Below are 14,655 nucleotides of genomic sequence, written 5' to 3'. Positions count from 1 at the left end.
TGTGGAGCTTCTCATAGTGCTCGCTCTCTTCGGCGGGCTGATGGCCATCGCGGTCCTCTACTCGGGCGCCACCATAGAGAAGCACCGCGTGCGCTCGGCGGCGAGGTCCATATACTCGGACATGCAGCTTGCCAGGATGAGGGCGCTCAAGGAGGGCAAACAGTGGGCCGTCGAGTTTTCAGGAAGCACCTATTCCGTCAAGAACAGCGGCGCCGACGCCACGTGGGGCAACAGCGACGACCAGGTGCAGAGGGTGGCCGATGTGGCCGACGACTTCCCTGGCGTTTCGATCGACACCTCGACCATAACCAACTCGCGCGAGATATTCTATCCCGACGGCACGGCCACGGGCGGGCGGGTCACCCTCTCGACCACCTCGCTCACCCAGAGCCTGTGCATAAACTCCATAACGGGCAACCTCATGATAGTGGACGGCACGTCATGTTAGGGAAGGTCTCAAGGGCGGCGGACGAGCGGGGATTCACCCTCCTGGAGGTGCTCGTATCGATGGTCGTCATATCGGTGGGGCTTCTGGCCGCGGCCAGCATGCAGGCGACCGCCATGTCGGGCACCCGTTCCTCAAACGACATGTCCGTGGCGATACAGCTTGCCGAGGAGATGGTGGACCGCATCAGGGTCAACGGCGGCATGACGCCCGATGACTATGACGGCATAGATACGAGCTCGGGCTGTTCGGGGAGCGACCCGGCCCTCGGCGACTGCACGCAGTGGTATTCGAGGCTGGCCGATTCGGGGCTCACGGGCGCCGCGGGCACCGTCTCGGTCTCGACGGATTCGCCCATAAGCAAGGTGTCGACCGTGACCGTGACGATCACATGGGGCGCCGTCACGTCCCGGAGCGTCTCGGTTACGACGCTCGTGGAGAGTATCGTGAGCTGAAGAAGATGGACGCTGTGAGAGTCTTGCAGAAAGCTCAGCGGGGTTTCACGCTCGTAGAGGTCCTCATAGCCATGGCCCTGGCCACACTCGTGGGCCTTGCCGGCTACGTGGTCTTCTCGTCCACCAACTTCTCCTACAAGGTGGAGCAGGACGTGGTGGAGGCCCAGCAGAACCTGAGGGTGGCCATGGACAGGCTCGCCCGCGACCTGCGCCACGCGGGCTTCGGGCTGCCCACGCCGCCCGAGGTGCTGCCGACCCTCACCTTCGGCTCCTACAGCTTCAGCTCGCCCATAACCTACACCAACAGCTCTACCGCGCCCGATTCCATAACCATCCTCGGCATAGGCTACGAGGCGGCCACCCTCGTGGGCAGCGCCTCGGGCCAGAACGCGGGCGGCAGCACCACGCTGTGCGTGAGCTCGGACAGCGCCTTCGCCCCCAACGGCTCTCTCGACTCGAGGCGCAAGTACATAAACATCGGCGGCTCGGTCTACAGGGAGCTCACCTCGGCCTCGGGCGCAAGCTGCGGCGGCTCGGGCAAGTCGCTGGGCCTGGCGCTTGCGCTTGACAGGGCCTATCCCGACACCACGCCCGTGTACATAATCTATGCCGTCACCTACTCGATCAGCACCACCGTCACGGGGTGCTCGACCTCCAACCCCTGCCTCGTCATGAAGGACCACTCGGGGCTCCTCGGCTCCACCGACGAGCAGATAGTGGCCGAGAACATAGAGGACATGCAGTTTGCCTACGGCGTCGACGTCTCGCCCTACGACGGCATCATAGACAGCGGAGGCTCCTACGGGAGCGACGACTTCGTCGACACGCCGAGCGACAGCACGAGCATAATCGCCGTGCGCGCAAGCATCGTGGCCCGCACGCGCAACGAGGACCCGCGGGGCAAGAAGGAGTTCCACCCCTTCTGCCTCGAGGACCGCGCAGGCGACTCGTCCTGCACCGGCGCCTCGGCCGACGGATACAGAAGGCGCAGATTAACGCGGATCGTCAAGCTCAGGAACCCGCGCGTCCAGTAGCGGGCCTTTCCTGCGGAGGAAGGATGAAGCTCACAGGCAACGACAGAGGAGCCATACTGGTGACCATGCTCGTGCTCATGGTGATAGTGAGCATCCTCGGCGTCGTGGTGATCAACACCTCCACCATAGACATACAGATATCGCGCAACGCCAGGAGCGGGTCCCTCGCCTTCGGCGGCGCCGAGGCGGGCACGGACCTTGCCGTGCCGATCATATCGAATACGATAGTCAACAATACGCTCACGCCCTCGGGCACGACGGGCATCATCACGGGGCTCGACACGACGAACCTCCAGTCCGAGATCCTCGGCGGCAGCGACTACGACAGCGACACCCCGACTTCCTCGCCCGACGTCACCATAACGGACCTGACGAGCGGGGATCCGAACAGCACGGTGGAGGTGCGGATCGACATCGACAGGCTCTATTCGTCCACCATCTCGGGCTCGGCGCTCGACTTCGCCTCGGGCTACGAGGGTGTGGGACTCACCATAAGCAAGGGGGGCACCGGCATCCTCTACAGGGTGACAAGCCGCGGCTCGGTGAACTGACGCCTGCGTCGCCGCCGCCGCGGCAGGCGCCTCTTCGAGGCGCCGCACGATCATGGGCATGGGCGCTTTGCCTGTTGCAGGGAGGCAGCGTGATGAAGAGCACGACGAAGAGATTGTTCGCGGCCGTTGCGGCCGCCGTGATTCTGGGCTCAGGCGGAGTTCGGGCCGAGACCGTGCACCAGTGGTACAACGGCTATGTGGATGAGGTGGCCCCCGGCCTGATAAAGGTGGACAGGCGGACCTTCCGCGTAAACCGCCAGACCAGGGTGGTGAAGCACGTAAAGCGCCGCGGCGCCGTATACGAGGAGCCGGCCCGCCTCGACGAGCTGCGCCGTTTCGACAGGGTGACCGTCAAGGACGAGGACGGCGTGGCCATGGAGATAATCATCGAGAAGTACCGTTGAGGCGCGGCCCTGCGAGAGAGCGCCTCACTGCGGCAGTCCTTAAGGGGTGAGAGCCATGAAGAAGTTTTCCGTCGCCTCCGTTACACTTGTGCTCGCCGTCACTTGCGCCGCCTCCGCGCCGGTGCGCGCAGCCACGACGGCGACCATGTCGGATTACACGTCCATACCGCCTTTCATAGGCGAGGCCGTCCCGCCGCTCGTGATGATGCTCATCGGCCGGGACCACAAGCTCTACTACGAGGCCTACAACGACGCCTCGGACCTCGACGGCGATGGCGTGCTCGACGTGGGCTACAAGCACTCCATCGACTACTACGGCTACTTCGACCCCTACAAGTGCTACACCTATACCACCTCCGGCACCGACAGGTTCGTGCCCTCGAGCATCACGGCCGACAAGTACTGCTCCGGCGCCAGCGAGTGGAGCGGAAATTTCCTCAACTGGCTCACCACCTCCCGCATGGACGCCCTGCGCAAGGTCCTCTACGGCGGTTACCGCTCGACCGACTCGTCGAGCTCCACCGTGCTCGAAGGGGCCTTCATACCGCAGGACGCCCATAGCTGGGGCAAGGAGCTCTACGGGGCCGAGGCCGACGACCTCACGCCCTTCCCCGCCACGTCGGCGACGGGCGGCACCCTCCCTTCGTCGGCCGCCTCGTGGAGCAGGAGCCAGGAGATACTCATGGTCACCTACGACGACTCCGTGAGCGGCGTCTACGGCGACAACCACAGCCAGCTCTTGAGCTCCTACCAGACCTGCCAGTACTCCTCCTACGGCTACGTGAACGACTTCAACGACTCGAGCCTCGACCCCACGGTGGACCACGGTCTCACTACGGGCAATCTCATACTGGTTGCCGAGTTCCAGGTCACAAGCTCCACTGCCGGCACCTGGACCTTCGCCATCGACGGCGACGACGGCGTGGAGGTCGAGGTGAACGGCACGGTCGTCGCCTCCTATTACGGGGGACACGGTCCCTGCGGCTGCCAGGACCACAACGGCACCATCGACCTCAGCACGCCGGGCTGGTACAGGCTCATCGTGCGCCACCGCGAGAACTCGGGCTGGGAGGGAGTGAGGCTGTGGTACAAGAGGCCGGGTCTTTCGGTCTGGACGGTCTTCGGAACCGAGAGCGCGGTGAACGTGCCGATTAGGGCCCCCGACGTGCCCACCGACGAGACCATCAGGTTCATGGTCTCGAGCTTCATCGAGACCGGCGAGCCCGGCTACGGCGGAGACACGATCACCTGCGTCACGTCGCGCCACCTCTTCTGCGTGACGAGCCTCTCCGACGGCGCCACGCCAGTGATCCGGGTCCTCCAGAACAAGACCAACAGGGTCTGGGAGTGGGCCTCCAAGGAGAGGCCCGTCTGCGACACGTCGCTCGGCACGCCCACGGACTACTACGTGCGCGTCGAGGTCTGCAACTCGTCCGTCGGCGAGGAGAGCAACTGCCGTTCCTACCCCAACAGCCCGCCCAAGAAGCCGGAGGGCCTCTTCCAGAAGTACGGCGAGTCGACCCAGCAGGTCTGCTCCAAGACCTTCTCCTCGTGCAACACCGACAGCGACTGCGGCTCCACTTCCGACGACGTATGCATAGACAAGGGCCAGATGTTCTTCGGACTCGCCTCGGGGAGCTACACCAGGAACCTGAGCGGAGGGGTGATACGCTGGAACATCGACGCCATAACCCACGACGTGGACAACCGCAACGTCGGCATAATCCAGAACCAGGGCATCCTCAAGACGCTCAACAACCTGAAGGTGACGGGTTTCAGCTACAGCTCCAAGGCGTACCAGGACAACTGCGGCTGGATAACCACGCGGCCCCTCAGCGAGGGTGAGTGCCGCATGTGGGGCAACCCCATGGGCGAGCTCCTCTACGAGACCATGCGTTACTTCGCCGGCAAGAGCGCCCCCGTCTCGGAGTACGCCGCCGGCACGGCCGACACTGGCACGGACGACAAGGATCTCGGCCTCCCCAACCAGAGCGACGCCGACAACACCTCGGCCAACAGCAACGCCTGGGTCGACCCCTACAACAAGTTCCCTTCCTGCTCCAAGCCCTTCGTCATAATGCTCAGCGACGTATCGCCGAGCTACGACTCGGACCAGCTTCCCGGCAGTTACTTCGGGAGCTTCTCCGGCGACCTCACGGGGCTGGACGTGGCCACGCTCACAAACACGATAGGGAGCCAGGAAGGCATAACGGGCTCCAACATCTTCATCGGCCAGAGCGGGACCGACTCCGACACCCTCTGTACGTCCAAGGCCGTAAGCAACTTCGGGCAGGTCCGCGGCCTCTGTCCCGAGGAGCCCACCAAGCGGGGCACCTACTACACGGCCGCCGTGGCCAACTACGGCAAGACCCTCTTCGGCACGAACAACGGAGGCCGTCCCAACGTCACGACCTTCAGCGTGGCGCTGCAGTCGCCGGTGCCGGAGATCTCGGTCGACGCCGGCGGCAACACGGTGAAGATAATCCCCATAGGCAAGTCGGTGAGCGGATGCCTTAGCACCTACGGCGCCTGCGCCGCCAAGTGCACGCTCAGCTACGACTCCGCCACGGGCATGACGATCTCCAACTGCTCTTCCGACGCCTACTGTCCGTCCAACCAGATAGTGGACTTTTACGTCGACACCATAGGCTCATCGAGCGGAAAGTTCCGCGTAAACTTCGAGGACGTCGAGCAGGGCGCCGACCACGACATGGACGCCATCGCCAAGTACGAGTACTCGGTCTCGGGCAACAACGTCACCGTCACGGTGGACTCGTCGGTCTACGCGTCGGGGTGCATCGACCAGGTCCTCGGCTTCGTCATCTCTGGCACGACCGAGGACGGCGTCTACCTGCCCGTGAGGGACCAGGACTCGGGCAGCGCCGACGGCGACACGCCGAGCACCGTCTCCTCCATGCCCATGACGTGGAGCAAGACCTTCACGGCCTCGTCGTCGTCATCGTCGGCCACGCTTCTGAAGGATCCTCTCTGGTACGCGGCCAAGTGGGGAGGGTTCGAGGACCAGAACGACAACAACATCCCCGACCTCGACGCCGAGTGGGACAGTGACGGCGACGGCACGCCCGACACCTATTTCCTCGTCACCAACCCCTTAAAGCTCGAGCAGCAGCTCACCGCGGTCTTCGCCGAGATACTCAAGCGCAGCGCCTCGGGCACGTCGGTCTCGATACTTGCAACCAGCGCCGAGGGCGAGGGCGCGCTCTACCAGTCGTACTTCTACCCCGAGAAGGTCTTGAGCGACGGCTCCACGCGCAAGTGGCTCGGCTTCACCCGCGGCTTCTTCCTCGACGTCTACGGCAACCTCCGCGAAGACACCAACGGCGACAACAAGCTCGTCTTCAGCGACGACAAGATCGTCCAGCTTCGCCTTGACACGGCCACCAACGAGGTCAAGGCCGACCTCTTCACCGACGCCGACGAGGACGGAAGCCCCGACACCTCGACGCCCGCCTCGACCGTCTCCGTGGACAGCCTCTCCACGCTCTGGGAGGCCGGCGAAAAGCTCGCCGAGGCGACAAAGAGCGACCGCAACATCTATACATGGGTCGACATCGACGGCGACGGCACGGTGGACAACGGCGACTTCTCGAACCTCGGCGGCGAGGCCCTGGCCGTCACGACGGCCAACGCGGCCACCCTGGCCCCTTACCTCAACGCCGCCGACACGACCGAGGCCCAGAATATAATAAACTACACGCGCGGCAACGCCGTGAGCGGCTACCGCAACCGGTGCGTCCCCATAACTGGCGCCACCCTCGAGACGGGCTGCACCAACGCCACCGAGCGCGTCTGGGCCCTGGGCGACATCGTCTACTCCACGCCCACCACCGTGGCCTCGCCCAGCGAGAACTACGACCTCATCTACGGCCTCTCGTCCTACTCGAGCTTCAAGAGCGCCTACCTCAACAGGCGTCACATCGTCTACGTGGGAGGCAACGACGGCCTGCTCCACGCCCTCAATGCGGGCGTCTACACGGCGGGCGACGACTCCTCCACCCCCTCGGTGACCGAGCACGGCAGCTTCGCCGCCAACCCCTCGTCGGGCAACGGCTGGACATCGCCGCTCCCCGAACTCGGCGACGAGCTCTGGGCCTTCGCCCCTTACGACAACCTCCCCCACCTCAAGTGGTTCGCCGACACCAGCTACTCCCACGTATACGGCGTGGACCTCAAGCCCAAGGCCACCGACGTGAGGATCTTCTGCGACAGCGACAGCTCGCTCAATCCGCCGACGGGCTCGGACTGCGTAGACGGCCAGAACACCTCCCATCCCGGCGGCTGGGGCACCATACTCATAGTGGGCCAGCGTTTCGGCGGCGGCGCCATCACCGTCACCGGCGACTACGACAACAACGCGAGCACGCCGGACACGTCGCGCACCTTCCGTTCCGCCTATTACGCCCTCGACGTGACCGACCCGGAAAAGCCGCCGAGGCTCCTGTGGCGCTTCACGGACTCGGCACTGGGCTTCACCACGGCCTACCCGGCGGTGGTCCACGTAAAGGACTCGAGCGCCGACAAGTGGTACATGATAGTCGGTTCGGGCCCCGACAACGAGGTGCCCAGCGGAAGCCGCGGCTACGACGGGTCGAGCAACCAGCAGGGCAAGATATTCGTCGTCAACCTCCTCGACGGCAGCCTCGCCAGGACCTTCTCCACCGACAACAACGCCTTCATGGGGGACGCCACCGCCATAGACGGCGACGTGGACGACAACTATACGACCGACACCATCTACATCGGCAGCTCCTACGACAAGACGGGCAACCCAGTGGAGTGGACGTGGGGCAAGGTCTACAGGATAACGACCGGCGGAGACAGCAACCCGGCCAACTGGACGCTCTCGACCCTCATAAGCCTCGGCGAGCAGCCCATGCTCGTGGGCCCTTCCGTATCGACCGACCCCCTGGGCAACAAGTGGGTCTTCTTCGGCACGGGCAGGTACCTCAGCACCACCGACAAGACCAACTCGGACCAGCAGACGTTCTACGCCATAAAGGACGCCTGCTGGGACGGCTCCTGCACGACGACCTACGCCAAGAACGACCTCATGGACTCGACCAACATCGTCGTCAAGAACGACTACGGCTCGACAACCCAGGTCCAGAACGTGCCCGGCTCCACCGGCGACGTCTCCTACGGCACGCTCATCACCACGGCCCGCACCTACGACGGCTGGTACGTGGATCTCACCGACACGGGGAGCTCGCCCAGCGAGCGGGTGCTCTCAAAGGCGGCGGTGCTCGGCGGAATCGTCCTCTTCACGGCCTTTACGCCCAACAACGACGTATGCGCCCTCCAGGGCTCGAGCGTCCTCTACGCCCTCTACTACGAGACCGGCACGGCCTACATAAAGAGCGTCATAGGCACCGAGACATCGGGTGGCACCGAGATCGTGAGCTCCAAGACCTCGCTCGGCTCCGGCGTGCCCACCACCGTCGGCCTCGCCGTGGGCAAGTCGACAAAAGGCTTTATCCAGACCTCGACAGGTACTATAATTGAGGTGGAGGCCGAGACCCGCGGAGAACGCAGCGGCACGGCGGGCTGGCGCGAGGAGTCGGGCAGCGGAGAGTCGGAAGTGGAGATCATCTATAAGTACATCCTCAAGTGACGAGCGGGGGGAACGTGGGCCTGTGGCCCTTCTGCAGAAAGTTTCCCCAAGGATGATTAATCGGAGTCTCGGAAAGGTTCTTTCCCGTGCAGGCCACCGTGTCGGACGGACGGATGAGGATATGGACGGCGAGGGGCGCCGTGGCGGCGCTTGTCGTGGCCGTTCTTGCGGGCTGTTACGGCGACGGCGGCGGCGCCGGCGCAGGCAAGGAGGCGGCGCCTTCTGTCCGGGAGAGGTCGGTGGAGGGGGCGGGGCCCGCCGGCGGAGGCGACGGCGGGGGGCGGGAGGCTTCCGCTCACAGCGGCCCCGTTGCCAGGGTTGAGCTCAATACGCCGTCCGAGGTGGTGGCCCTGCGCCTTGTGCCGAGGCTCGTCACCCCCGGCACACCCGTAAAGGTCGAGGCCAGGGGCGAAGACAGGGAGGGAGACAGGGTCACCTTTTTCTACCAGTGGTACCGCAACGACGAACCGGTGGACGGGGCCACGACCGACACCCTCGATACAACGGGCTTCAAGAAGGGCGACATCGTATGGGCCGTCGTCACACCTTACGACGGCTGGGTAAAGGGAGTGCCCATAAGCTCGCCCAGGCTCGTGATCGCCAACAGTCCGCCGGAGATAACCTCTTTTCCTCCCGTCGAGGCCGACTCCGGCGTCTACGTCTACCAGGTCGAGGCCAGGGACCCCGACGGCGACCCCCTGACCTTTTCGGTGGAGGGCGCTCCAGAGGGCATGACCATCGACCCGGAGACCGGCCTGCTGCGCTGGCCCTTCGAGGGCGAGACGGGCACCTACAGTCTGCGCATCATCGTAAGCGACGGCGACGCCGTCGCCTTCCAGAGCTTCACCGTGGGACTGGAATAGAAGCGCCCGCGCCGGGGGAAACTTTCTGAAAAAGGGCCATAGGCCCACGTTTCCCCCTGCCCCATCGTATGTTGTTCGGATCTTCGGCTGCACCGGGGGTTCGGCCCGCGCCAGGCGGGATTTTTACGCCTTTGCGGGCCGAACCCCCGGTGCAGCCCCCCGAGGCAGCCGCCGCGGGCAGGACGCCCCCTTCAAAGACTTTCAATACGAGTTGGTTTCCCCCTGTTTTGCCTTGGCAAAACAGGGGGAAACCAACTCGCGTTAAAAGTCTTTGGAGGGAGTCTGAGGGAGCCGTGGGTCTGTGACCCTTTTACAAAAGGTTCCCTCAGCGCAATAAATCAGAACTTCCCTTATTATTCAGAATCTCCTCAAGTACTTTTCCCCTCCGGCGATAATATCCTATAACTCTCCTTCTCATGTGGCGCAGTTATATTTAATTATGCTTGAATTTCAAAAAAGATTGACAAGTTGTTGTAAGTGCAATATAGTTTGCTGCAAAGCGACAGGCAGGTCTTAAAGTCGACGGGAAAGGTCCGTTCAGATGGCTAAGAAAACCGGTGGACAGGGGCCGCAGGGGGCGGCCGCCAACAGCAACAACCTGAAGAAGATAAGGGAGGGCATGCTGCTGAGCAAGGCCGAGCTTGCGCGCAAGGCCGGCGTCTCTCCGATCACCATCGACAGGATCGAAAAGGGTTTTGCCTGCAGGCTCGAGACCAAGCGCAAGATCATCTGCGCCCTGGGACTCGACATATCGGACAAGGACAAGGTCTTCGGAGATTAGCGGCGCTCTCTTTTTTTCCGGCGCCGCCCTTCCGTGACTCCGGTCAAGGCGCAGGGGGTCTTTTTCCGGTAAGATCGACATGATGGAGCCGGCCCGGCGCCGGGCCGGAAGGGGCCGCCCAATGCGGCCGACCTCGAGTCGCCGCCTGCGGGGCGGGGACGTGGACGGACAATGGACATACCTCTGCTCAATCTTTTCAGGAAGAAGGATGTGGTGGCCATCGACATCGGCTCGAGCTCCATCAAGGTCGTGCAGCTCGACGAGGCCAAGAAGGGCTGGGAGCTCAGCAAACTCGGCATCGCCTTCCTCCCGCCCGAGGCCATAGTCGACGGCTCCATCATCGACTCCATGACGGTGACCAATACCGTCAAGGAGCTCCTCAAGGAGCACAGCATAAAGGTCAAGGACGCCGTCTCCTCGCTCACGGGCCATTCGGTCATCATAAAGAAGGTGAGCCTGCCGGCCATGAGCGAAGAGGACCTGGCCGAGTCGATCCAGTGGGAGGCCGAGCAGTACATCCCCTTCCCCATGAGCGAGGTGAACATCGACTTCCAGATACTCGGCGAGGACGAGGAGGGCAAGGGACAGATGGACGTCATGCTCGTGGCCGTGAAGAAGGACGTCATAAACGACTACACCAACGTCCTCAAGGAGGCCGGGCTCAACCCGGTGGTCATCGACGTCGACTCCTTCGCCCTCGAGAACATGATGGAGATAAACTACACCATCGCGCCCAACGAGAACGTGGTGATGGTGAACATCGGGGCCAGCATCACGAGCATAAGCGTCATGATGGGCGGAGTGACCGGCTTTACCCGTTCGGTGCCGAACGGCGGAAACCAGTTCACCGAGGAGATCCAGCGCCAGCTCAACGTGAGCTTCAAGGACGCCGAGACCCTCAAGAAGGGCGGTGTCGTCGAGGGTGTGGACACCACGGATCTCGATGAGGCCATCGAGAGCGTTTCGACCAACGTGGTGCTCGAGGTGCGCCGCTCCATCGACTTCTTCCTCAGCGGCTCTCCGGGGGCCTTCATAAACAAGATATATCTGAGCGGAGGCGGCTCCAAGGTGAAGGGCCTCAAGGAGATGATGCAGGACTCGACGGGCATCCCCGTGGAGACGGCCGACCCATTCAACGGCGTCATCTATAATCCCAAGCACTTCGAGTCCCAGTACCTGAGCGAGATGGGGCCCTACTTCGGCGTGGCCGTGGGGCTTGCCACCAGGAGGTTCGCCGACCGATGATCCGCATAAACCTCCTGCCCGTGAGGGCGGCCAAGAAGAAGGAGTCCATAAGGTTCCAGCTCACCGTGGCCGGTCTCGTGACCTTCTTCGTCACGGCGCTTGTCGGTGTCTTCTACTTCATCGTCCAGGGCGAGGCCGGGCAGCTTGCCGATGAGATAGCGGCGGGCGAGGCCGAGCTCAAGGCGCTGAAGAAGAAGATAGGCGAGCTCGACAAGATACAGGAGGAGAAGAGGAAGGTCGAGGAGAAGCTCGAGATCGTGAACGAGCTCGAGAAGGGGCGGAGCGGTCCCGTGGAGCTGCTCGTGAAGGTGAGCGAGGCGATCCCCGACACCGCCTGGCTCACGTCGCTGAAGGAGCGCGGAAGCCTCATCGTGCTCCGGGGCATCGCCTCTTCCGACGACGTGGTGGCCGATTTCATGAAGGGGCTGGAGAGGCAGAAGGGGCTGGGCAGGGTTGAGCTCGAGGTGGCCGAGAGGCGCAAGGTCCAGGGCGTGGACGGCTATCTCGTCTCCTTTACGCTCCGCATAGAGAAGGGTTAGTCAAGGTGGCCGTCAACATAAAGCTCGACGCCGTACTCAAGCTGCCCCTGTGGCAGAGGGCGCTCGTCGTAGCGGCCGTCAACCTCCTGCTGGCCGGTCTCTCCTACCAGTTCCTGCTCGCGCCCAAGCAGGCCGAGGTGGAGAGGCTCAAGCAGAGGAGCGCCGAGCTCGAGCGCGAGCTCACGAGAAGCCGCATCATAGCAAAGGACATACCCAAGTACGAGCGCGAGCGCGAAGAGCTCGAGGAGAAGCTCAAGAAGGCGCTGGCCCAGCTCCCCAACGAAAAGGAGATACCCGACCTGCTCAAGAGCATAAGCGACGCGGCCGGAGAAGCGGGCCTTCACATCGTGCTCTTCAAGCCTCGGGCCGAGATACCCAAGGGGTTCTATGCCGAGGTGCCTGTGGACATGATAGTCGAGGGCCGCTACGAGAGCCTCTTCAAGTTCTGCGTCAAGGTCGGCGAGCTGCCGAGGATAGTCAACATCGGAACGGTGGACATAGCCTCCAAGGAGGAGATGAGCCGCATCCCCACGCTCAACGCCAAGTTCATAGTGACGACGTTCCGCTTCGTCTCGTCGGACGAGGCCGCGGGCGCCGAGGGTGCCGGGGGGACGCCGCAATGACCATGAGGGGCGCACTCTCGATAGCCACGGCGGCGCTCTTTCTCATCGTCGCCTCCTGCGGCAAGGAAGAGCAGACCGGGCAGCCCTTCCCCATAAAGAAGGCGAGCCCGCCGGCCGAGCCGGTGAAGGAGGAGGCCGCAAAGGTCGAGGAGGAGAAGCCGGAGAGGCCTTCCTTCGAGGGGCGGGCGCGCAACCCCTTCCAGACCTACATCATAGCCAAGAAACGCCGCCGGAAGGTGGTGGTCGAGGAGAGGGTCAAGGGACCGCTCGAGTGCTGCGACCTCGAGCTCTTCAAGCTGCTCGCCATCGTCTCCGGCATAGGAGAGCCGAGGGCCATGGTGATGGCCCCCGACGGCAAGCGTTACATCGTGAAGAAGGGTGACCGTATCGGGACGAAGGAAGGGCGCATCGTCGCCATAAACTCCAAGGGCTTTCGCGTCAAGGAGATAACGAGGGACGAGTACGGCGATGTCGTCTCGACCGACATCGTCGAGGTGAGGCTGCCCAGCAAGACGCGCTGAGGCGCCCGTCCCTTCGGCGCCGGACCGGACTCTCCGGCAGGAAGCTTGCCGGAGCGGAACAATATATGGAGGGCTTTATGAAGTTTCTTGTCCGCCTTTCACGGCTAAGACATCTTTGCCGCATCTGCGCGGCGGCGCTTCTGCTGTCCGGATGCGCCACGACGGGGACGATGGATGGCGGCACCGGGGAGTCGCCCCCGAAGACGGCCGGAGAGGAGGTCAAGGAACCGGTCCGGCCCGAAGCCGGCGAGGCGGAGACCCTTCCGGCCGTCGTGGCCGTGAGCGTCGTGGGCGACGGCGACGCGCTCTTCATAGAGACGACGGGCTCTACGAAGCACACCGTCTTCAGGCTCACCGAACCGCCGAGGCTCGTCATCGACATGCCCGGCGTGGACGTCTCCGCCGTGGATTCGCCCATGACGGTGGACAACCCCTACATGACGGAGATTACGGCGTCGAGCTACGGCGAGGGCGCCGGGCGCATAGGGAGGATATCCATAGGGCTGAGGCCGGGTGTGGAGTACGAGATAACCTCCGGAGACCGTAGCATACTGGTCAGTCTCACGGGCGGCGTTGAGCCCGCCGCCGCGGCCGAAGCCGCCGCTGCAGAGGCCGAGGCCGTGCCGGCCGGGGAGGCCGTGCCGGCCGAGAAGGCCGTCTCTGCCAAGGAGGCCGCGCCTGTGGCCGCCGCCGGGTCCCCGCCGCCGGCCTCCAGGGCCGGTTTCGGCCCCGCCGAAGTGGTGGAGGGGGCCTTCAGGAAGGAGGAGACGGCCGGGGAGGCGGCCGCGGCCGACGATATCCCCGAAGCGGCCGCTACGCCCGGGCAGGCTGCGGCCGGGCCCGCTCCCGCCGCCCCGGCGGACGCCGGGCCTTCCGCGCCTGAAGCCGGGCCGGAACCCCAGTCCCCTGCCGCCCCTCCCCCTGCCGCCCCTCCCCCGGCGCCGCAGGCCACGACACTCACCGCCGTTGAACGCACGCGCGTCGGGGAGGAGTCGGTCTTCACCATAAGGGCCGACGGCGTCATAGGCAACTACAACGCCTTCTCCCTCGACGACCCGGCGCGGATCGTCGTCGATATCTGGGGCGTGGACAGCGCCATTGGACATTACCGCATCGAGTACGACGACCCCTACGTAAAGGCCATGAGGATAGGGCGTCACCCCGACAAGGTGCGATTCGTCTTCGACGCGGGCGACGAGGGCTCGCTTCCCGGCTATATAGCCGAGAAGTCGGGCGAGGTGGTGACGGTGCGTTTCATGTCGCCCGGGCGGGCGGAGCGGCTCAAACCCACCTCGGTCGCCGCCTACGGCCCCGGCTCCGCGGCCGCCGCCACGGAGGCCGAGGGCGTTCCGGCCCTGGAGGCCGTCTCGGCCAAGGAGGCCGCGCCCGTGGCCGCTGCCGAATCTCCGCCTCCGGCCCCCAGTGCCGGCTTCGGCCCCGCCGAAGTGGTGGAGGGGGCCTTCAAGAAAGAGGAGACGGTCGAGGAGGCGGCCGCTTCCGGGGAGCCGGTCCCGGCTCCTCGGGTCGATACCGGCCCCGTGGTCGCCGGCTTCGGTCCCGGT

The 14,655-nt window shown here is 64.2% G+C and carries 13 protein-coding genes; all 13 read left to right on the top strand.

All coding sequences use genetic code 11. From position 1 onward, the window contains the following. Positions 1–16 precede the first annotated feature (16 nt). Positions 17–448 (top strand): hypothetical protein, encoded by a 432-nt coding sequence (locus tag ENJ37_02595; GenBank protein ID HHL39373.1) that lies wholly within the window; start codon positions 17–19, stop codon positions 446–448. Then, entirely contained in the window at positions 442–900 is a 459-nt protein-coding gene (pilV, locus tag ENJ37_02590) for a type IV pilus modification protein PilV (protein ID HHL39372.1), read from the top strand. The genes ENJ37_02595 and pilV overlap by 7 nt, the downstream gene beginning before the upstream one ends. Beyond that, on the top strand, positions 837–1,934 hold the full coding sequence (locus ENJ37_02585; GenBank protein ID HHL39371.1) for a prepilin-type N-terminal cleavage/methylation domain-containing protein: 1,098 nt from the start codon (positions 837–839) through the stop codon (positions 1,932–1,934). Before pilV ends, ENJ37_02585 begins: the two co-directional genes overlap by 64 nt. 23 nt (positions 1,935–1,957) lie before the next feature. Next, a complete protein-coding gene (locus tag ENJ37_02580) occupies positions 1,958–2,485 on the top strand; it encodes a hypothetical protein (protein ID HHL39370.1) in 528 nt (175 codons plus the stop codon). Between the two features lie 92 nt (positions 2,486–2,577). Next, positions 2,578–2,889, top strand: a complete 312-nt coding sequence (locus tag ENJ37_02575) for a hypothetical protein (GenBank protein ID HHL39369.1) — start codon at positions 2,578–2,580, stop codon at positions 2,887–2,889. 55 nt (positions 2,890–2,944) lie between these two features. Then, positions 2,945–8,521 (top strand): pilus assembly protein PilY, encoded by a 5,577-nt coding sequence (locus ENJ37_02570; protein HHL39368.1) that lies wholly within the window; start codon positions 2,945–2,947, stop codon positions 8,519–8,521. 86 nt (positions 8,522–8,607) lie between these two features. Continuing rightward, the gene (locus ENJ37_02565; GenBank protein HHL39367.1) at positions 8,608–9,384 is read left to right on the top strand and encodes a hypothetical protein; all 777 of its coding nucleotides are present in this window, start codon (positions 8,608–8,610) and stop codon (positions 9,382–9,384) included. Between the two features lie 541 nt (positions 9,385–9,925). Beyond that, entirely contained in the window at positions 9,926–10,165 is a 240-nt protein-coding gene (locus ENJ37_02560; protein ID HHL39366.1) for a helix-turn-helix domain-containing protein, read from the top strand. A 171-nt stretch (positions 10,166–10,336) separates the two neighbouring features. Then, positions 10,337–11,410 (top strand): type IV pilus assembly protein PilM, encoded by a 1,074-nt coding sequence (pilM, locus tag ENJ37_02555; protein ID HHL39365.1) that lies wholly within the window; start codon positions 10,337–10,339, stop codon positions 11,408–11,410. Then, positions 11,407–11,949, top strand: coding sequence for a fimbrial protein (locus ENJ37_02550; protein HHL39364.1), 543 nt, complete (start codon positions 11,407–11,409; stop codon positions 11,947–11,949). The genes pilM and ENJ37_02550 overlap by 4 nt, the downstream gene beginning before the upstream one ends. A gap of 5 nt (positions 11,950–11,954) precedes the next feature. Continuing rightward, positions 11,955–12,572 (top strand): pilus assembly protein PilO, encoded by a 618-nt coding sequence (locus ENJ37_02545; GenBank protein HHL39363.1) that lies wholly within the window; start codon positions 11,955–11,957, stop codon positions 12,570–12,572. Next, a complete protein-coding gene (locus tag ENJ37_02540; GenBank protein HHL39362.1) occupies positions 12,569–13,093 on the top strand; it encodes a hypothetical protein in 525 nt (174 codons plus the stop codon). The genes ENJ37_02545 and ENJ37_02540 overlap by 4 nt, the downstream gene beginning before the upstream one ends. A 65-nt stretch (positions 13,094–13,158) precedes the next feature. Next, positions 13,159–14,655: AMIN domain-containing protein (locus ENJ37_02535; protein HHL39361.1), on the top strand; the 1,497-nt coding region annotated here is incomplete at its 3' end.

This window comes from Deltaproteobacteria bacterium, from assembly GCA_011375175.1.
GTDB lineage: Bacteria > Desulfobacterota > GWC2-55-46 > GWC2-55-46 > DRME01 > DRME01.
Note: the sequence above shows the minus strand (reverse complement) of the source record. Positions and strands in the feature narration are given on the sequence as shown.